The sequence below is a fragment of the Aurantimonas marina genome, assembly GCF_017183135.1.
Classification (GTDB): Bacteria; Pseudomonadota; Alphaproteobacteria; order Rhizobiales; family Rhizobiaceae; genus Aurantimonas; species Aurantimonas marina.
The window spans coordinates 1-18,962 of sequence record NZ_JADDXW010000029.1 but is presented as its reverse complement, the minus strand read 5'-3'; the positions used below and the strand labels follow the sequence as shown (position 1 = coordinate 18,962).

The window sequence follows — 18,962 nt, the reverse complement described above, 5'->3', positions numbered from 1 at the left end:
TCGACGCACGTCACGGTCGCTTCGAAGTTGGCACGGGCGAGCTGTATGGCCAGGCAATGCCGAGCCGTGGCTGTTGTTCTCGCTGCGGTTCACTGGACCCGGAACTGGCCCATCATGCCGTTGTCCTCGTGCTCCAGAATGTGGCAGTGATACATGAAGGGAGCTTGTGTGCCCGGCTGCGTGAAGCGGACGATGAGCTCGATCGGTTCGCGGACCAAGATGGTGTCGCGCAGCCCCTGATCGGCTGCCTCTGGCGCGCGCCCGTTGCGGCTCAGCACCTCGAACTGGACGCCGTGCATGTGGAACGGATGTGCCATCATCTCGCCGGCGACTTCCCATATCTCGACGTCGCCCAGCCGCACCTGCTCGTTGATCCGCTCTATATCGAAGGGGCGGTTATTGATTCCGAATGCGCCCATCATGCTGCGTGGTCCGCCACCGCCCATCATGCCGCGTGGTCCGCCGCCGCCCATCATGCCGCCTGATCCGCCTCCACCCATCATGCCGCCCATGCCCATCGTCAACGACATCCGCCGCTCGCGTACCGCGTCCTGGCGCGACAAATGCTCCATCGACGCTAGGCGGTCGGGAACGGCGGCGTTGCGGCCGCCACCTTCGACCTGAAAGTGGATGACAGGCTGCTTCTCGGTGCCCAGCAGGTTGGCGGTCGCATTGCCGAAGCGCTGCATCATTCCCATCATCATCGGGGCGTTGGTATCGGGCGCGGTCTGCAGGGTGACTGCCCGACGATCAGAGAAATCCACCAAGATTTCGCCCCGCTGGCCGGGCGCGAGCGATAGCGAGCGCAGCGGGACCGGCTGTTCAAGCAGTCCACCGTCGCTCGCGATCCAGTGGAAGAAGCGGTCATCATCGAAGGAAAAATGAAAGATACGGGCGTTGGCGCCGTTCAGGAGCCTCAGCCGGATGAGGCCGGCTCCGACCCGGGCGAATGGATTGACCGTCCCGTTGGCCAGCAACGTGTCGCCGCGGCGACCCTGCATGAGCGCCATCATGCCGTCGGGCATCACCAACTGGCCGTTCTCAAACTGCCGGTCCTGAACCACGATCGGCAGATCATCCACACCATAGTCGGACGGCAGGCCGAGCGCTTGCTCCTCCTCGTCGGCGATGAGCAGGAAGCCGGCGAGGCCCGCATAAACCTGATCGGCGGTGCGGTGCAGCGCGTGCGAATGATACCATAGCGTGGCGGCGGGCTGGCGGATCGGGAGCACGGGACTCCAGATCTTCCGCGGACCGATCGTCTGGTGCGGGCTGCCGTCGATCTCGCCTGGAACGACCAGCCCGTGCCAGTGGAGTGTGGTATCTTCGTTCAAGGTGTTCGTCACGGCCATGGCGACGTCGTCACCGCGATGAAGACGCAGCGTCGGGCCGAGATAGCTTCCATTGTAACCGAGGGTCTCGCTCGCCCGACCGGGGAAGAACTCCGTCTGCCCGGCTTCCACGTTCAGCGCGATCGACTGGTCCTGCTGGCGCGCGTCGATGAGCGGAGGAACGCGCAGCGGCTGAGGTTCGGTCGCCATGGCGTGTTTGGGCGACCTCAGAACAGCCGGCGCGGCGATCGCCGCGGCGCCGGCAAGCCCAGCTCCGGCAAGCAGGAAACGGCGGGTGATCATCGGATTGTCCTCATGTCTGGAGCGGTCATGGAGGCCGAACAGGGCAAAGCAACAGCCCGATTGCGGTCCGAGCCGGAAACGTCCCCCGCGATCCGACGCTCGTCTTGCGAACTAAATGACAAGCGCCTTCACAGGTTCCAGCGTCCAGAACGGCTCGGCTTGGGAAGGGCCGATGGCCATGCCGAGCACTTCGCGGCGGCCGTCGCGATTGAACCCGACGGTGATGGTAATCGCGACCGAGACGATGCCCGCCCTGGCGCACTTTCAGGTAGGCGGCGTCGATCCACAGATAGACCCATTCACCCTCGATCGGCCAGGTGAGGAAGACATCGACCCGCTCGTCGATGTTCTTGCAAAGCCGCGACACCTGGCTGAGATTGACACCGGTGCCAATGGTTGGACAAGATCATTCATGGAGCGCGTCGATACACCATGCAGGCAGGCCTCTTGAATGACGGCCGCGAGCGCCTCTCGACGGCCCGTCGGGGCTCAAGGAAAGACGGGAAATAGGAACCGGTCCGCAGCTTCGGGATGCTCAGTTCGACGCTGCCGGCGCGGGTCTGCCAACCGCGGTTGCGGTAGCCGTTGCGCTGGGCCAGGCGCTCGACGTTCTTCTCGCATAACCGCAGGCGGTCAACGCCGACCTCCAGTTCCATCAGCCGTTCGGCGATAAAGCCGACCATGTCGCGCGGAATGGCGGCGTCGGCCCTCTTCTCGACCTGCTTGCGCAGGTCCATCATGGGTTTGGGCATCGGGCTCTTCCATCGGCTCGGTTGTGGTCAGCAACTCGACGCTACCGCGGAACCCTCGATGACCACTCAGCTACACCACCACGCCGGACACGACCGGACTTTTGCCAACGGCTGGTCGGGTGCGAACGTCGAATTTCTCGTTGATGAATGGGCGTAATTCATTCCGAAGGCCGTCTCGTCGGCGGAACGACCGCCGCGACCGATCTTTTTCTCACACTCCCGGCCGGATTCTGTCCGAGAGAATTCCTATCAACTCCTGTGGTGAATTCAGCACGGGATTGCTTCTCCGAATATCGCCTCTGACGGTTCGGTACATGTTGGGACCGCCGAACTCCCTCGTCGGCGCCGTATCTGCCATATCAGACGGTGTTCGAGGACCGTGCTGACCCTTCCGATGCTAGACTCAAGGACGCTGTGAGCAAGTCGGAATATCTGCCCCAGGGAGGTGGAGCACAGGCCATGCCAGAGGTCGCGGCGAATTACGGGTTCGCCTCACCGAGTAGTGCCGAGGATGGCAAGAAGAGCAGTGCCGAGGATGACAAGAAATCCGCCGATCAATCCTCATGGTCCGATCGCGCCTGCGTCTTGGTGAATAAAACGATGGCGACTATGGCGGCAATCAAGACAACCGTAGTTGCGAGATAGGCGACGCCCAGTCAGAAGTTCGATATTTCACAGATTCGTCTGCCAATCAGGTAGTCGGCGTTCACTGTCGAGAACTCCAACTGGACATCTCGAACTACCGAAGAGTTGAGCTTCGCTAGCGTTGACGCAGCCTCGCCGATGGTGCGAGCCGATGATTCATTCGTTTCCGGCTTCAGGAGACGCCGGATAGCGTCCTTGGTGACGATTTTGACGTCATGCGGGCACACCTCGCCCCTGATGCCAGACGAGACGCGTGAGATTGTAGGCAAGGTTCGCCATGCCCATACTCGGGTCAAGCCCGAGCACAAGCCTTCACCTGCGCGCGCACGATGCCGATGGTGCGGATGAAGAAGCGCATCGGCCCTTTCTGACGGGCGAAGACGTGCTCGACCTTCGAGCGGATCGTCGAGCGCCGGCCATTGGTCCGCGATATCCGCTCGCTCATCGGCCGCCCCTTCGGCTTCTTGCGGTGGATGTCCGAGACGTCGCCATTCTTGGCCGACCGGTAGGCGTTCGACAGTCACGTGCCTGTCCCACCGGCCCAGACCGTCGAACCGGTGTTCGACCGATCGAGGACGTTGCAGAGCTGCGCCCCGTCATAGGCTGACGCGCTCGTCGCCGACCAACCACGGATGAAGCCGAAGCGGCGGTCGATCGAGACGTGGTCCTTGTAACCGAAGGCCGGCACCGCAATGTCGATGTGCTGAGGCTTTCCCTCTGCCGCCGGATTGGCCTTCGAAAACTTCACCGTCCAGCGGGCATCGCGATCCTTCTGGCGAAGCTTGGCCGGATGATCCTTCCTGGCCTCGGGGATCTCGCCGGCCTTGATCGCGGTCTTCTCGTCCTCGGTATTGCGCTGCTTCGGCGCCGCGACGACGGTCGCGTCCACAATTTGTCCGCCCATCGCCAGGTAACCGGTCTTGGTCAGGTGCTTGTCGAAACGGGCGAACAGGTTCCGGATCGCGCCGGCCTCGGCCAGATGCTCGCGGAACAGCCAGATCGTCTGGGCGTCCGGCACTTTCTCGGCAATCCCGAGACCGAGAAAGCGCATGAAGGACAGCCGGTCCTGGATCTGGAATTCCGTTTGATCGTCGCAAAGATTGTAGAGCGCCTGCAGAATCAGGACCTTGAACATCATCACGGCGTCGTAGGGCCGTCTGCCGCCCTTCGCCCCATCCGAGCGCTTCAACGCCTTCGATAACGGCTTGCGGAAAACCTCCCACGGCACGATCGCAAGGTCGCCATCATCCTTTTTATCTGAGGCCTCACCCGGAGACATGCATCACACTCTCGGCCCGTCGAAATGTGGTGCGGCCCTACTCGGATCGTCACTCGCCAGCACTTCGCGAGTCGCACCTTACAGCGTATTGGCGGCCGCAAACCCGGTTTCCAGGTCGGCCTTGAGATCTGCGACCTCCTCCAATCCCACTTGTAGTCGAATGAGCGCGCCGACGCCCGGACCCTTGGCGATCGTGCGATCGCTGAGGTCGATGGGAACCGCGAGGCTCTCATGCCCGCCCCAGGAATAGCCGAGGCCGAACAGCCGCAGCGCGTCCAGGAACGCCGCCGCACGCCTCGCATCGCCCGTCAATGCGAAAGCGAACAGACCGCTGGCGCCGCTGAACTGACGCCGCCACAACGCATGATCGGGAAAGGAGGGAAGGGCGGGATGGAGCACCTTTGCCACGTCATCCCGGCTTTCCAGCCATTCGGCCAAGGCCAGCGCCGAAGCCTGATGGCGTTCGAGCCGGATGCCCATGGTCTTCAGGCCGCGCAGGACGAGGTAGACGTCGTCAGGCGCTACGTTGACACCGATCTGCATCTGCGTGTCGCGGAGCCGACCATAGGTCGCCGCGGTCGCGGATACGCTGCCCATCATCACGTCGGAATGACCGCCCGGATATTTCGTCAGGGCGTGAATCGAAAGATCGACCCCGTGATCAAGCGGTTTGAAGAAGAGAGGAGTCGCCCAGGTGTTGTCCATCATGGTGACGGCCCCGCCGGCATGGGCCGCATCGCAGACGGCCCGCACGTCCATGATCTCGAACGTATTCGATCCCGGCGCCTCGAGGAAGACAACCTTGGTTTCCGGTCGCATCAGCCCGGCGATGCCGCCGCCAATGTCCGGATCGTAGTACTCGACGGCCACGCCCAGGCGAGTCAGTGTCCCGTCGCAGAAGCGACGCGTCGGCGTATATACCGAATCGACCACGAGACAGTGGTCTCCGGCGGATAGGAAAGCCAATAGCGGGATGCTGACGGCGGCCAGACCGGATGGTAAAAGGATCGTCCCGGCCGACCCTTCCAATTCATTCAGTGCGTCTTCCAGAGCTTTGGTGGTCGGCGTGCCCGAGAGCCCGTAGCTGAAGGTTGCGCGTGTCCTGTTCTTGAGCGCCTCGGTGGATGTGAAAAGGACGGTCGAGCCGTGAACAACTGGGGGGTTGACGAATCCGTGCTGGGACTGAGGATCGTAGGGACCATGGGCCAGGCGAGTGTTAGGACCGGCCTGTGGTCGAGGCGGCGGCGAATCTTCACTACTCAATTATTCTACTCTCTGATTGTTCTCGAAGCGATCGATCGGCGAGTGGGGAAAGTGACGAGAAAGAGGCGCTCGCTGCTTGACCTGCGGATTTTTATCACATGTGATTACCCTGCAATATGAGGGCTTTGTTCCCGGCTGCGTCAGGCGCCGCCTGGGATACGGTACTTCGTACGCCAACAAAGTCATACCCAAAACTCAACCTGGAAGGTATCCTGATGAAATTGAAGCTTCTGACCGCAGTGCTCGGACTCTCGATCGCGGGACTGGCCGCCGGCGGCGCGTCGGCGCAGACTCTCCAGACGGTGAAGGATCGCGGTGCTCTTAAGTGTGGCGTCAATACTGGTCTTCCAGGTTTTGCCTCGCAGAACGACCAGGGCGAATGGCAAGGTCTCGACGTCGACTACTGTAAGGCAATCGCCGCAGCTGTGTTCGGCGATCCCAGTAAGGTTCAGTATTCGCCGCTGTCGGCGGTGCAGCGCTTTCCTGCTCTCCAGAACAGCGAAGTCGATGTTCTCGCCCGCAATACGACTTGGACCATGGACCGTGATACGACGCTCGGCCTCACCTTCGCCGGCGTCAACTATTATGACGGCCAAGGGTTCATGGTGAAGAATGAACTCAACGTGAATTCGGCTCTGGAACTGTCCGGCGCGACCGTCTGCGTGCAGAGCGGTACGACGACCGAGCTCAATCTCGCCGACTTTTTCCGGACCAACAACATGGAATACAATCCGGTCGTCATCGAGTCCCAGTCCGACGTGAATTCGGCCTATGACAGCGGCCGGTGCGACGTTCTGACGACGGATGCGTCGGGTCTCGCCGCCTCGCGCCTTGAGATGGGCAATCCGGACGATCACTCGATTTTGCCGGAGATCGTCTCGAAAGAGCCGCTTGGCCCCGCAGTGCGCCAGGGCGACACAGAGTGGCTCAACGTCGTGAAGTGGACGCATTACGCGCTGCTCAACGCAGAAGAGCTTGGCGTGACTCAGGCGAATGTTGAAGAGATGTTGGATTCGGAAAATCCGGAAATCCGCCGCCTCCTCGGCAAGGACAAGAACTTCGGCGAGTCGATCGGCGTGTCGCAGGATTGGGTGGTTAACATCATCAAGGCCGTCGGCAATTACGGCGAGATCTTTGAGCGCAACATCGGTGTCGACACGCCGCTCAAGATCCAGCGTGGCCAGAATGCGCTCTGGACCAAGGGCGGTCTGCAGTACGGGATGCCGATCCGCTGATTATGTTGAGCAGGGAACGGGCGCCCTCCGGCGCCCGTTCGTTTCGGTATTGACCCTCGCAGCCCATCGGGTAGCGCGGTTTGATCTCATGCAACGCCCGGGAACCCGAAATGACCGCCGACACCCATCCGTTGCCACGTGAGCGTGGCCGGGACTCGCTTCTGACCAATCCGACCGTCCGAAGTATCGTGATCCAGGTCCTCCTGGTCGTCGGTCTCGCGGCTTTCGCATGGTGGATCATCGATAACACCGCACGCAATCTCGCCGCCGCGAATATTGCATCCGGCTTCGGGTTCCTGGAGTCGCGATCTGGATTCGATATCGCCCAAACGCCGATCACCTACTCCAGCAACTCCACCTACGGGCAAGCGATTCTGGTTGGCATCGCCAACACGCTGATCATCGCGGCGAGCGGTATCGTCGTGGCCACAATCATCGGCTTCCTTGTCGGAATCGGGAGGCTTTCGCACAATTTTCTCATTCGCACGCTGTCGACCCTTTATGTCGAGACGTTCCGCAATATTCCGCCACTTCTGGTCATCCTGTTCTGGTATTTCGGCGTTCTTTCTGTTTTGAGCGGACCGCGCGGATTGGCGGAAAGTCCTCTTGGAATCTATCTCACCAATCGCGGCCTGCAGACGCCGAGTATCCTTTTCCAGCCACTCGCCTGGGCAACTCTGGCCGCGTTGCTAGCCGGGATCTTGGCGACCGTGTGGCTTGCCCGGCGCAACCGGAAGAAGCAGATGGCCACAGGCGAGCGCGGCCCGCTGCTCTGGCCCGCGATCGCGGTGATCATCGGGCTGCCGATCCTGGTTTTCCTGGTGACGGGGGTTCCGGCGGTTCTGGAGTTTCCGGAGGCGAGCCGGTTCAACTTGGCCGGCGGCATCCAGATCCGGCCGGAATTCATCGCGCTGTTGCTGGCGCTGTCGATCTACACGGCCGCCTTCATCGCGGAGATCGTGCGCGCCGGCATCCTCTCGGTCTCCAAGGGGCAGACCGAGGCGGCGGCCGCTCTTGGACTGAAGCGTGGGCAATTGCTGCGTCTTGTCGTGGTCCCCCAGGCCTTCCGGGTGATCATCCCGCCGCTGACCAGCCAATATCTCAATCTGACCAAGAATTCCTCCCTCGGCCTGGCGATCGGCTATCCCGAGCTTGTCGCGGTCGGCTCGACAGTCCTCAATCAGTCGGGTCAGTCGATCGAGGTCGTGGTCATCTGGATGGTGGTCTATCTAGGAATCAGCATTTCGGTTTCGCTGCTGATGAACTGGTTCAACTCCAAAATGGCGCTCGTCGAGCGTTGATGAAGGGCGCGTAGGACCATGGAAGAACAAGTCGCCCGCTTCGTCGCGACCGAGCAGAAGCAGCCTCTGCCACCGCCGCCAAGCGAGACGGGCATCGTCGGAACGACCCGCCGCAACCTCTTCTCGACGCCGCTCGATTCGATGTTGAGCATCCTTGCGGGACTGATCATCGTCTGGGGCGCGTGGAACATCGTCAACTGGGCCTGGATCGACGCCACCTTCACCGGAAGCGACCGGGAAGCCTGCCTCGGGGAGGGGGGGGCCTGCTGGGCCTTCATCGGAGCGAAATTCAGCCAGTTCATGTATGGCGTCTATCCGATCGGCGCGCGCTGGCGGATCGATGTGTCGGTGGTGATGCTGGTCGTGCTCGTTGCCGGAATCGCCATACCGCGCATTCCGTTCAAGCGGATCAATGCGATTTTGCTGTTCGCGGTCTATCCGGTGGTGACACTGATCCTCCTCACCGGGGGGCGGTTCTCGTTCTCCGGTGGCGGGGTGACGCTGCTGCTTTTGATCGCCGCCGCCATCACGATCAGCGATGTGGCATCGCGCCCGGAGATCGGTTTCGGCAACCTGATGAAGATTGCCGTCGGGTTGGCTTTGTTCGGCCTGCTGACGCTGTTCTTGTCGAATGTCGTTGACAGCGGCTCGGTGAGCTTGCTCGACCTGCGATTCTCGTCGCTGTCCCTCGTTGCGTTCCTGGCCAGCCTCAGCGCGATCGCACTGGCCGTGGCAGGCGGATTGCGTTCGCATGAGATCAGCCGGCTCCGCCTGCTGCTGCCGGCTGCCGCGGTCGTTCTCTTCGTGTCCGCGATGACCGCCAATTTCGGCTTGCGGCCAGTCCCCACCAATCTGTGGGGGGGCTTGATGCTGACCCTCGTCGTTGCGCTGAGCGGCATCGCCGCCTCGCTTCCGCTGGGCATCATACTCGCGCTCGGCCGGCGTTCGGACATGCCAGCGGTGCGGCTGTTCTCGATCATCTTCATCGAGTTCTGGCGCGGGGTACCGCTGATCACCGTCCTGTTCATGGCAAATTTCATGCTGCCGCTGTTTCTGCCCGAGGGCGTCAGCTTCAATCAGCTCCTGCGGGCCCTCGTGGGCGTGGCGCTGTTCTCGGCAGCCTATATGGCGGAAGTGATCCGCGGGGGGCTGCAGGCAATACCGAAAGGCCAGTATGAGGGGGCCGACGCCATGGCGCTGACCTACTGGCAGAAGATGCGTCTGATCATCCTGCCGCAGGCTCTGAAGCTGGTGATTCCCGGTATCGTCAACACCTTCATCGGGCTCTTCAAGGATACCAGCCTGGTCTACATTATCGGCTTGGCCGACCTTCTCGGGACGGTTCGCCGTGGCTTCAACGACCCAAGCTGGATCACACCCTCCACGCCGGCGACCGGTCTCGTCTTCGCCGCATTCATTTATTGGCTGTTCTGCTTTTCCATGTCGCGCTACTCGATCTACACCGAGCGGCGACTGGATACTGGACACTCACGCTGAAGGATCAGATCATGGCTGTCGATACCAATACCAAATCGCAGGCCACGACGCCGATGGAGGTCTCCGATGAAATCGCGGTCGAACTCTTGGGCGTCAACAAGTGGTTCGGCGAGTTCCACGTTCTTCGTGACATCAATCTGACCGTTCGCACAGGTGAGCGCATTGTGGTCTGCGGCCCGTCGGGATCTGGCAAGTCGACGATGATCCGCTGTATCAATCGTCTGGAGGAGCACCAGAAAGGCACCATCGTCGTCGACGGCATCGAACTCACCAACGATCTCAAGAAGATCGACGAGGTGCGGCGCGAGGTCGGAATGGTGTTCCAGCATTTCAACCTCTTCCCGCATCTGACGATCCTGGAAAACTGCACATTGGCCCCGATCTGGGTGCGCAAGATGCCGAAGAAGAAGGCCGAAGAAGTGGCCATGCACTACCTGTCGCGGGTGAAGATACCGGAGCAGGCGCACAAGTACCCCGGGCAGCTTTCGGGCGGTCAGCAGCAGCGCGTCGCTATCGCCCGATCGCTATGCATGAGCCCGAAGATCATGCTGTTCGACGAGCCGACCTCGGCGCTCGACCCGGAAATGATCAAGGAGGTGCTCGATGTGATGGTGGGGTTGGCCGAAGAGGGGATGACGATGCTGTGCGTGACCCACGAAATGGGCTTTGCGCGCCAGGTTGCCAATCGTGTGATCTTCATGGACGCCGGCCAGATCGTCGAGCAGAACGAGCCGGAGCCGTTCTTCACCAATCCGCAACACGAGCGCACCAAGCTCTTCCTCTCGCAGATCCTTCATTGACCTGGTCGTCGGGCGCTGCTGCGCGAACCGATTGATTATACAGGAAATTTTCCGCGCGAGTCCTTTGCGGAACGTATCGCTTTTGTCGTGGAGTGGTCATTATCCCCCCGGAACCCTCGGCTTCCTGTATCGTTACCGTGCGTTCCGCATGCGGGGGAGATGATTTGTCCGAGCGAGCTAGCAATAATCGAGCGGATTCGCTCTCGGCGCCTCCCCCGAAGGCGATAGGACTGGCCGAGCCACAGACCATCCAATCCGCCCCCCGATGGGCGATCATCGGAATTTTTTTCATCCTCCTGTTTGGCGGGTTATATTTGACGGCAAGCTTTGTCCTGCCGGTCATCATCGCACTGCTTTTCGCCCTTGTGATGAGCCCGGTGGTGCGGTTCTTGCGCAGGCGGCTCAAGATCTGGGAGCCGATCTCCGCCTTCTTCCTCGTCATCGGCACGACGATGACGCTGATATTCGGCTTCTACATGCTGAGTGATCCGATCTCGAAGATCGTCAACGATGCACCGCGCTATGCCGCGGCGGTGGACGCGCAATTGCGCACCCTCCAAAACCGTCTCGAGCGTCTGCAATCGGCGCAGGAAAATATGGAGAAAACCGCCAAGAACGCCACCGGGGGCGCCGGTCCCAATGCACCGGATGAAGTGGTCGTGAAGAATCCGGGGCTGGTGGAGAACGCCACGACGGCCGTCCCGACATTGCTCGCGTCGGTTGGTTTCACGCTGGTGTTTCTGTTTTTCCTTCTCGCCTCCGGCGACCTGTTCTACCAAAAGCTTGTGCGTTCGATGCCGACGCTGGCCGACAAGAAGCGCGCGCTTCATATCGCGCACGACATCGAGCGAGAACTCTCGCGCTATCTGTTCACCATCACCGTGATCAACGCATGTCTCGGGATCGCGGTGGGAACGCTGTTGTGGTGGGTCGGAATGCCGACGCCCGTGGTCTTCGGCGCGCTCGCCATGCTGCTGAACTTCATCCCGTATATCGGCGCCCTGCTTGGTATGATGATTGTCGGGGTGATCGCGCTCGCCGACTTCGGCAGCCTGTCCGAGGCTTTGGTCCCGGTGCTGCTCTATCTTGCCTGCACGACTGTTGAAGGCCAGCTCCTGACGCCGACGATCGTCGGCCGGCGGTTGGAAATGAACGCGGCTGCGGTCTTCCTGTCGGTCGCCTTCTGGGGTTGGATCTGGGGCGTGGTCGGCATGTTTCTGGCGGTTCCCGTCATGGTCGCCATCAAGGTGTTCGCCAGCTACGTGGAGCCGCTGGGGCCCTTTGGCGATTTTCTGTCCGCCGAGACGAAGCGAAACGTCGACGAAGACGAGTGATACCCATCGGCGGCGATAAGGGACGCGTTCGGCTGACTATCCCGGTGTCTCGGCGTCGACGCCTTCAGAGGAGCGGGACGAGGCGCCGCATCGACCTGCGCCGCGCTGCTGGTCGGCAAGCCCGCTTAGCGACATCACCGGTTCCTGTTACCGCAGATCGGTATGACGCGGAGTGCATGGCGCCCTTGACTGACTTTCCAGGAAGACCGGCAGCCCGAAGGGTCGCCGGTCTTTGTTTCGGATGTAAAGGTGACTGATTAGCGCTTGGCGCTTGTCGCCACCGGTTTCACCAGCGCAGTGATGCGCCGGAGCGTCACGCGTCGGTTCTCGGCGTTCGCCGATTGCGTCTTCACCTTCAGATTCTGCTCGCCGTAGCCCTGCGTGATCAGGTTCTCCGGCGGTACGTCGAAGTATTGGGACAGCGCCGAGGCGACAGCCTCCGCCCGCCGATCCGACAGCGCCAGATTGGCGATTTCACTGCCGACTGCGTCGGTATGCCCCTCGACCAGGAAGGTCTCGGCCGGGTTTTCCTTGATGACACGGGCGATTGCATCAGCCAGTGCCTGCAAATCATCGACTTCGCTTTGCTCGATCGCGGCGGAGCCGAATGCGAAGTTGATCGTATTGAGATCGATCCTGCGCACCTTGTCGCGAATGCGCTCAGAGCGTCTGACCTCGTCGATCGAGTAAATGCGCTCCACCGTCTCGACCGGCGGTGCGACGATCGTGCGATAGTACAGTTCCTCGTCCGGTTCCGCCACATCGACGATGTATTGGTCTTCCGGAATGGTCAGAACGACCGGAGCGAGATCGGCGGCCGGATCATAGTAATAATCCGGGCGCTCGGCAGCATCCTGGTAGGGGTCGTAGAACAGAACGACCTCGCGACCGTCCGGCAGGATCCGGGAGCGCTGGATCACGTCGCCATACCGGTTGGTGATCGTCACCACCTGGATGCCGTTCGGCCGGACCACGGTCTGGCGAGTCCGGTCGCCGGAAAGACGCTCATAATAGCGCTCCTCGGCGTCGACCGCGATACGGTCGTCGTCATTGCCGCGGATGAAGTAAGCGGCGGCGCCGCCGACCACCGCGCCAGCGACACCGGCGCCAACAATCGACAGAATGTCGCGATCGCCGACGCGCTCGACGACTTCGGCGCCGGGCGGAAGCTCCGTCCGCGTCTCCTGCACGACGGTCGTATTGTTCACTGTGGTGTTGTTCGTTGTTGTGCTGGTGCTGTTGTTCGTCGTGCTGTTGTCGTTGACCGTCGTCTGCGAGGCGGTATCGGCCGGCGCGTCGATGCGTTCGCCTTGTTCGGCGGTAATCGAGGGAACCGTGACGGGTTCACTCAGCTGCTGGACTCGCGCGTCGCTTGCGCTGATTTCACCTGTGGGAACAGGCGCTTCCTGGATATCGGCCGATACGGGCTCGGGATCCTCGACTGGGGCCGCGGCCGGCGCGGGTGTTGGCTCTGCCGCGGCGGGTGCTTGTTCGGCCACTGGCGCCGCAGCAGGCTCCGCGGGCACCGCCTCTGCGGGAGCCGGTTCGGCCGGCGATTCAGCAGCGGGAGTGGGCTCGGTGGGAATTGCCTCTGCGGGTGCTCCTTCGGTGGGAGTAGGTCCGACCGGTGCCGCTTCGGCGGGCCCTGGTTCGGCCGGAGTCTCGGCAGCGGGAGCGGGCTCGGCCGGTGCAGGAGCAGGTTCGGCAGGGGCAGTCTCCACGGGTGCCGCTTCGGCGGGCGCCGGTTCGGCCGGCGCCTCGGCGGCGGGGGCAGGTTCGACCGGTGCTGGAGCGGGGTCTGCAGTGGTTGCCTCGGCAGGTGTTGGCTCGACCGGTACGGGTTCGGCTGGCGTCTCGGCAGCGGGAGCGGGTTCGGCCGGTGCAGGAGCAGGTTCGGCAGGGGCTGTCTCCACGGGTGCCGCTTCGGCGGGCGCCGGCTCGGCCGGCGCCTCGGCGGCGGGAGCAGGATCGACCGGAGCGGGTTCGGCGGGCGCCGGTTCGGCCGGAGCCTCGGCGGCAGGCGCCGGTTCACACGCGGCCGGATCCGGTGCCACAGCCGCGGGATCGCAGGCGGTCGGGTCGACGGGCGTCGTCTCCGCCTGGGCAACCCGGTACGCCGCCGCGTCCTGCGCGTAAGCGGCCAGGGGGCCGCTCATCGCTGTCGATGCGGCAAGCGCGGCTACACCGACCAGTCTGCCGGTGTTCTTGAAATTCGGCATGTCATTACCTTTTCGAAAATCGTCCCTTGCCAATCCGGAGGAGGGCTTGACGTTCTCATATGTCTTCTTTGCTCGTCCCGGCGCGCTTCCGCGGTCACTGGTTGAGCTCAACGCGAAACGTCTCCAGACGGCTGACAACGTCTGAGACGTCTGGAAGTTTCGTCTAATCGTCGCCGACGTCGCGGGATGGGACTGGATGGCGCCAATCATAGAGCCAATCGAGGTCCTTCCCGAGGCTCTCGGGGGAGCGGATGGCCAGCGCCGTGTTCCGACCGAAGCTGAGGGGCGCAGGCAGATGATAGATCAGGCGGTGGAACAGCACCCGTCGCCGGACCCGGGCGATGCGGGGCCTCCGCTCGCTCTCGTAATGGGCCAAGGCGGCGCTTTGGGTTGGGGCCCGCGCCAGAGTGTCGGCGAGCACCGCGGCATCCTCGATGGCCATGCCCGCTCCCTGGGCGGCATAGGGGAGCATGGCATGGGCCGCGTCGCCGATCAGAATGAGGCGATCATCGAGATGGCGCCAGGATCGTGTCGGCGGCACTACGTTCAAAGGCCAGCCGGTCATGTCGCCGGCCGCCGCGATCATCGATGTGAGTCGCCGATCCCATGAGCGGAAGCGGTGTGCAAGCCCCGTCGGGTCGGCCTCGGTTGTTCGGTTCATCGGTTCGATGAGTACCAGGTTCGTCTCGCGCCCGCCGGAGATCGGATAGGCGATGGCGTGACGCCGGGGCCCGAGCCACGCCTCGATGCCAGGTGTCACGTCATCGCCGGTGGCGCGGCTCACGCAGCCGCGCCAGGCGATCGTGCCGGCAGATGTGGCCGCCGCAAGTCCCAGCCGGCGCGCGATCGACGAGTGTACGCCGTCGGCCCCGACCACCAGACTGGCGTGATGCCTGTGCCTAGCCTCGCTGCCGGTGAACCAGAGATCGAGGCCGCTACGTGCCGGGGTCAGCGCTTGGAGCGAGGCCCCTAGACGAAGTGTGATCGCGGGGGAACGGTCGACGGCACGCAGGAGAACGGTCTGAAGGTCGGCGCGGTGGATCGACACATATGGCATGCCGTCGTTGGCAACGACCGGGATCGAAGCGATCCGCCGACCGGTGAACGCCCGGCGCAGGATTACGTCCTGAGCGCGCGTGCCATGTACGAGCAAGGCATCCATGAGCCCGAGCCCGCCGAGAACTCGCAGCGCATTCGGGGAAAGCTGGAGACCGGCACCAACTTCCCGCATTTGCTCCGCGCGTTCGAATATCTCAACGGAAAAACCGCGGTCCGCAAGCGCCAGCGCCGCCGTCAGTCCGCCCATTCCCGCCCCGATGATGGTGATTGGCCGCGTCAGGTCGACCATGGACAGGGCCCTAAGCGGCCTGTTCCCCAAGGGCGCAACCGGCCGGACTGGTTTCCGTGGATTTCAGCGCGGCGTTCAGCCGGTAGAGCGTCGAGCAATAGCCGCAGACGATCTCGCCCTCGTCGCCCATGTCGAGATAGACATGGGGATGATCGTGTGGCGGATTGGCGCCGCAGCACATGAACTCGGTCACTCCGACCTCAATCGTGTCGTAACCGGCGTCGTTCTGAAAATGGGGAATCACGTGTCCGGCCATCGCGGCTCACTCTCGGCTATGGTTCGCAACGTCGCGGACCATAGTGTCGGCGGAAGGGAATGAACAGGGGTGGCGAAGACGCCGCTTGGTGCTTATCCAAACGTCCGCGGACTTCACGCCGCCAAACGGGACACGAAAGCGAGGCTGCGCCCCATCATGGATCATTTCATCAGCGACGGTCTTGAACTCGCCTTTCTCGATGCGGGCGACCGCGATGCTCCAAGCGTCATGCTCCTGCACGGCTTCGCATCGTCGACGCGGGTCAACTGGGTAGATACCGGGTGGGTCAAGACGCTGACCGACGCTGGCTATCGAGCCGTCGCCTTCGATCATCGCGGTCATGGCCAAAGCGCCAAACCAACACAGGAGGCGGCCTATACGCCCCAAAACATGGCTGGCGATGCGGTGGCGCTGCTCGACCATCTCGGCATCCCCCGGACGACGGTGTTCGGCTATTCCATGGGGGCGCGGGTCGCCGCATTCGCATCGCTTGCCGCCCCGGCGCGCTTCGAGCGCGTCATTTTCGGGGGACTCGGTTCTGGGCTTGTCGATGGCGTCGGCGACTGGGATCCGATCGCCGCGGCGCTGCGGGCCCCTTCGCTGGAGGAGGTCAAAGATCCGCGCGGACGCATGTTCCGCGCTTTTGCCGACAGGACAAGGAGCGACAGGGAGGCGCTGGCCGCCTGCATCTCGACCTCCCGAGAGGAGCTGACCGACGCCGAGGTCGGCCGAATTAGCCAGCCGGTGCTGATCGGGGTCGGCACGACGGACGAGATCGCTGGCTCTCCGCATCGGTTGGCGGCGCTGATGTCGAATGCGCGGGTGCTCGCCATCGAGGACCGCGACCATATGCAGTCCGTCGGCGATCGTCGTTTCAAGGCCGAGGTGCTGCGCTTTCTGAGCGAAGACGCCTGACCCCCTGTCCAGGCGGTATTGGCCGATGCCGGCCCTGGGGCCGGGGTCGCGATCAAGGCTTTCGCAAACACGCTGACGATCGCTTCAACGAATCGTGCCGCGCCCCCGACTTTTCCTTGGGCGGCAACTCGCCTATCTGTACTCAAATCTGGGAACCATAGAAGTTTCCCAAACTCCGTTCCGGGAGAGCGCCATGAGCAAGAGCAGTCCGCAGACCCAGGACAAGATCCAGGCGGTCGATCCGATCTGGGCAAAGGTTCGCGCAGAAGCAAGTGAGGTCGCGGACCGCGAACCGGTTCTCTCCTGCTTCATCTACGCTACCATTCTTAACCAGCGCAGCCTCGAGGCGGCGCTGATCCACCGCGTGTCGCAGCGGCTGGATCACCCGGATATGCCGGCGATCATCATCGCGCAGGCCTTCGCGGACATGCTGGAATCCGACGCGGATTTCAGCGCGACGTTGCGAACCGACATCCAGGCGGTGTTCGATCGTGACCCGGCTTGCGAGCGCTACATCGAGCCGCTGCTGTATTTCAAAGGGTTTCACGCGATTCAGACGCACCGGCTCGCGCACTGGCTGTGGAACGAGGGGCGACGCGATTTCGCGCTCTATCTCCAGGCGCGTTCGTCAGCAGTATTCCAGACGGACATTCATCCGGCGTCCCGGATGGGCAGAGGGATTTTTCTCGATCACGCCACCGGGCTGGTCATCGGCTTTACGGCGGTCGTTGGCGACAACGTCTCGATTCTACAGAACGTCACCCTTGGGGGAACCGGCAAAGAGTTCGGCGATCGCCATCCAAAGATCGGCTACGGCGTCCTGATCGGGGCAGGCGCCAAGATCCTCGGCAATATCACCGTCGGCAAATGCTCAAAAATCGCGTCCGGATCGGTCGTCCTCAAGCCGGTTCCGCCGCATACGACCGTGGCCGGTGTTCCGGCACGGGTGATCGGGACGACGAGCGATTGCGACGAGCCGGGTCGTGCCATGGATCAGAGCTTCGATCGCACCGATTGATGCATCGAAGCATTGAATTTCCGAGCGGAAGCCTAGCTACAGCCGTTCGAGATTGGTCCAGGAGAACGATGTGAAGCCCGACGAAATACGCAAGCTCGAAGCCTATCTGAGAAAAAGCTTCAAAGGAGCGGATCTCGAGGTTCGCGCGCTTCCGCGCAGCGCCGATTCCGCCGAGGTGTATCTCAACGGTGAGTTCGTCGGGCTGCTGGCGAAGGATACGGAGGAGGGTGAACTGTCGTATCACTTCACCATGACGATCCTCGACATCGACCTCGAATAGGGCGACGGCCTCCAGATGAGTTTGCTGGCTCGTCTCTCATGGTGAGGGACGTATCGGTGCTCGCGAATAGCGGGGCCGGCCCTTCCAGCATGGCCGGCTCCTGGACTGTTCAGGCATGGACGGGGAAAGCCTGAGCAGCCTGTCAGAGAACCCACCGGGATTTGAAGACCGACAAAAGCGGCTGGAACATTCTCCCGCACCTACCCATTGCTCCAGCGCACGGCGGACGCCGAGTTCAGCGGACGCTGCCGACCAGAATGTTTCGGTCGTCGGCGATGGCGAGCCATTTCCCGGCATCGCGTTCCGACTGACGCTTCAAATATTCGTAATCCGTATCGCTCCAAGCAAGTACGCGATCATCGAGATTATCGAGGACGTAGTCGCCTTGATCGGTGCGGACCGTCAAAACCGCGTGGCCTTCGCCGTTCGACTGGCGCAGCACAGTGATCAGCAGCGCCGAGGCGGGAAGCCCCTCGCGCTGGAGCATGTATTGCTTCAACAGCACGTAGTCCTCGCAGTCGCCCTGTACCGTCGGATATGACCAGACTTCCGGGACACCGTACATTTCCTGGTCCGTGCGCGGGAAGATGGACGAATTGACGGCGTTGTTGACCTCGACGAGTTTCGACCACATCGCGCGGGTCAGGCTCACCACGCCGACCGAGGCGTTTGGCTGACAGGTGCCCGGATAGCGCTTGCAGAATTCGTAGTGTCCGATCGGCTGCGATGTGATCCCCGTGGTGATCATGGCGGAGGATTGGGCGGAGGCCGACGTTGCGGCAAAGGTCGCCGCCAGGAACCCAAGGCCGATCACCATCTTGCTGATGACTTTTGACATGTTCTTACTCCCCGTTTGTTCAGGGAGAATGTCACATCAGTTTTACTTCTACACAAAATGTAGTTACGTAAATTGTATCAAATTTTATCAACTTTACCGATGAAATATACTTTAAGCCACGTGAAATTTTTCACGATGAATTTCGGCGTTGCAGTGGGAGTTCGTCAACCATAACGGGCGCTCCCGTTGGTGCCGGTGGAGCGAGAAACCCAAAGATCGACGCAACCTATGATCGGACGAGGTCAGGACAGCCGAGGCGCGGCCTGGCAGCGCCAGGGACGCGGATTGGACGGGGTCGAGCCTCTACGCCGCTTGTCACGTCGTGCGCCGCAGGTGGCCGAGGTCCCA

At 62.2% G+C, this 18,962-nt stretch carries 16 protein-coding genes and 1 pseudogene; 8 read left to right on the top strand and 9 right to left on the bottom strand.

Going from position 1 to position 18,962, the window contains the following annotated elements; all coding sequences use genetic code 11:
• Positions 1-89: 89 nt before the first annotated feature.
• The 5 genes and pseudogenes from ING15_RS18720 to metC form a co-directional block, all read right to left on the bottom strand.
• Positions 90-1,634, bottom strand: coding sequence for a multicopper oxidase family protein (locus tag ING15_RS18720; RefSeq protein ID WP_206456363.1), 1,545 nt, complete (start codon positions 1,632-1,634; stop codon positions 90-92).
• 141 nt (positions 1,635-1,775) lie between these two features.
• Positions 1,776-2,386 (bottom strand): annotated as a pseudogene (locus tag ING15_RS18715) (transposase); the annotation flags it as partial.
• A 937-nt stretch (positions 2,387-3,323) separates the two neighbouring features.
• On the bottom strand, positions 3,324-3,476 hold the full coding sequence (locus ING15_RS19650) for a hypothetical protein (RefSeq protein WP_232845882.1): 153 nt from the start codon (positions 3,474-3,476) through the stop codon (positions 3,324-3,326).
• A gap of 75 nt (positions 3,477-3,551) precedes the next feature.
• The gene (locus tag ING15_RS18710) at positions 3,552-4,310 is read right to left on the bottom strand and encodes an IS5 family transposase (protein WP_232845881.1); all 759 of its coding nucleotides are present in this window, start codon (positions 4,308-4,310) and stop codon (positions 3,552-3,554) included.
• A gap of 78 nt (positions 4,311-4,388) precedes the next feature.
• Positions 4,389-5,573, bottom strand: coding sequence for a cystathionine beta-lyase (metC, locus tag ING15_RS18705; RefSeq protein WP_206456362.1), 1,185 nt, complete (start codon positions 5,571-5,573; stop codon positions 4,389-4,391).
• 215 nt (positions 5,574-5,788) lie between these two features.
• Between metC and ING15_RS18700 the strand changes: the two genes are divergently transcribed.
• The 5 genes from ING15_RS18700 to ING15_RS18680 all read left to right on the top strand — a co-directional run bounded on the left by ING15_RS18700 (position 5,789) and on the right by ING15_RS18680 (position 11,740).
• Positions 5,789-6,808, top strand: coding sequence for an amino acid ABC transporter substrate-binding protein (locus ING15_RS18700; protein WP_206456367.1), 1,020 nt, complete (start codon positions 5,789-5,791; stop codon positions 6,806-6,808).
• Positions 6,809-6,918: 110 nt separating this feature from the next.
• Complete coding sequence (locus ING15_RS18695) at positions 6,919-8,109, top strand: amino acid ABC transporter permease (RefSeq protein WP_206456361.1); 1,191 nt, start codon at positions 6,919-6,921, stop codon at positions 8,107-8,109.
• A gap of 18 nt (positions 8,110-8,127) precedes the next feature.
• Entirely contained in the window at positions 8,128-9,606 is a 1,479-nt protein-coding gene (locus ING15_RS18690; RefSeq protein WP_206456360.1) for an amino acid ABC transporter permease, read from the top strand.
• 11 nt (positions 9,607-9,617) lie between these two features.
• Positions 9,618-10,406: an amino acid ABC transporter ATP-binding protein gene (locus ING15_RS18685; RefSeq protein WP_269812767.1), complete on the top strand. Its 789-nt coding sequence runs from the start codon at positions 9,618-9,620 to the stop codon at positions 10,404-10,406.
• Positions 10,407-10,543: 137 nt separating this feature from the next.
• The gene (locus tag ING15_RS18680) at positions 10,544-11,740 is read left to right on the top strand and encodes an AI-2E family transporter (RefSeq protein ID WP_408628713.1); all 1,197 of its coding nucleotides are present in this window, start codon (positions 10,544-10,546) and stop codon (positions 11,738-11,740) included.
• A gap of 257 nt (positions 11,741-11,997) precedes the next feature.
• On the opposite strand, the gene ING15_RS18675 is transcribed toward ING15_RS18680, so the two are convergent.
• The 3 genes from ING15_RS18675 to ING15_RS18665 form a co-directional block, all read right to left on the bottom strand.
• Positions 11,998-13,959, bottom strand: coding sequence for an OmpA family protein (locus ING15_RS18675; RefSeq protein WP_232845879.1), 1,962 nt, complete (start codon positions 13,957-13,959; stop codon positions 11,998-12,000).
• Positions 13,960-14,122: 163 nt separating this feature from the next.
• The gene (locus ING15_RS18670) at positions 14,123-15,307 is read right to left on the bottom strand and encodes an FAD-dependent monooxygenase (RefSeq protein ID WP_206456359.1); all 1,185 of its coding nucleotides are present in this window, start codon (positions 15,305-15,307) and stop codon (positions 14,123-14,125) included.
• Between the two features lie 10 nt (positions 15,308-15,317).
• Positions 15,318-15,563 (bottom strand): zinc-finger domain-containing protein, encoded by a 246-nt coding sequence (locus ING15_RS18665; RefSeq protein ID WP_206456358.1) that lies wholly within the window; start codon positions 15,561-15,563, stop codon positions 15,318-15,320.
• A gap of 156 nt (positions 15,564-15,719) precedes the next feature.
• On the opposite strand from ING15_RS18665, the gene ING15_RS18660 reads away from it, so the two are divergent.
• From ING15_RS18660 to ING15_RS18650, 3 genes are all read left to right on the top strand, one after another.
• Positions 15,720-16,478 (top strand): alpha/beta fold hydrolase, encoded by a 759-nt coding sequence (locus ING15_RS18660; RefSeq protein WP_206456357.1) that lies wholly within the window; start codon positions 15,720-15,722, stop codon positions 16,476-16,478.
• Positions 16,479-16,671: 193 nt separating this feature from the next.
• On the top strand, positions 16,672-17,496 hold the full coding sequence (gene cysE, locus ING15_RS18655; RefSeq protein WP_206456356.1) for a serine O-acetyltransferase: 825 nt from the start codon (positions 16,672-16,674) through the stop codon (positions 17,494-17,496).
• Positions 17,497-17,566: 70 nt separating this feature from the next.
• Positions 17,567-17,776: a DUF3126 family protein gene (locus ING15_RS18650; RefSeq protein ID WP_206456355.1), complete on the top strand. Its 210-nt coding sequence runs from the start codon at positions 17,567-17,569 to the stop codon at positions 17,774-17,776.
• Positions 17,777-18,011: 235 nt separating this feature from the next.
• On the opposite strand, the gene ING15_RS18645 is transcribed toward ING15_RS18650, so the two are convergent.
• A complete protein-coding gene (locus ING15_RS18645; protein ID WP_206456354.1) occupies positions 18,012-18,614 on the bottom strand; it encodes a transglutaminase-like cysteine peptidase in 603 nt (200 codons plus the stop codon).
• Positions 18,615-18,962: the final 348 nt, after the last annotated feature.

What these genes read in the sequence shown, in the direction of transcription:
- ING15_RS18645 (WP_206456354.1), bottom strand. Translation starts at nt 18,614, where the DNA reads ATGTCAAAAGTCATCAGCAAGATGGTGATCGGCCTTGGGTTCCTGGCG.
- ING15_RS18690 (WP_206456360.1), top strand. Translation starts at nt 8,128, where the DNA reads ATGGAAGAACAAGTCGCCCGCTTCGTCGCGACCGAGCAGAAGCAGCCT.
- ING15_RS18720 (WP_206456363.1), bottom strand. Translation starts at nt 1,634, where the DNA reads ATGATCACCCGCCGTTTCCTGCTTGCCGGAGCTGGGCTTGCCGGCGCC.
- ING15_RS18700 (WP_206456367.1), top strand. Translation starts at nt 5,789, where the DNA reads ATGAAATTGAAGCTTCTGACCGCAGTGCTCGGACTCTCGATCGCGGGA.
- ING15_RS18670 (WP_206456359.1), bottom strand. Translation starts at nt 15,307, where the DNA reads ATGGTCGACCTGACGCGGCCAATCACCATCATCGGGGCGGGAATGGGC.
- ING15_RS18660 (WP_206456357.1), top strand. Translation starts at nt 15,720, where the DNA reads ATGGATCATTTCATCAGCGACGGTCTTGAACTCGCCTTTCTCGATGCG.
- ING15_RS19650 (WP_232845882.1), bottom strand. Translation starts at nt 3,476, where the DNA reads ATGAGCGAGCGGATATCGCGGACCAATGGCCGGCGCTCGACGATCCGC.
- ING15_RS18665 (WP_206456358.1), bottom strand. Translation starts at nt 15,563, where the DNA reads ATGGCCGGACACGTGATTCCCCATTTTCAGAACGACGCCGGTTACGAC.
- ING15_RS18710 (WP_232845881.1), bottom strand. Translation starts at nt 4,310, where the DNA reads ATGTCTCCGGGTGAGGCCTCAGATAAAAAGGATGATGGCGACCTTGCG.
- ING15_RS18675 (WP_232845879.1), bottom strand. Translation starts at nt 13,959, where the DNA reads ATGCCGAATTTCAAGAACACCGGCAGACTGGTCGGTGTAGCCGCGCTT.
- ING15_RS18685 (WP_269812767.1), top strand. Translation starts at nt 9,618, where the DNA reads ATGGCTGTCGATACCAATACCAAATCGCAGGCCACGACGCCGATGGAG.
- ING15_RS18695 (WP_206456361.1), top strand. Translation starts at nt 6,919, where the DNA reads ATGACCGCCGACACCCATCCGTTGCCACGTGAGCGTGGCCGGGACTCG.
- cysE (WP_206456356.1), top strand. Translation starts at nt 16,672, where the DNA reads ATGAGCAAGAGCAGTCCGCAGACCCAGGACAAGATCCAGGCGGTCGAT.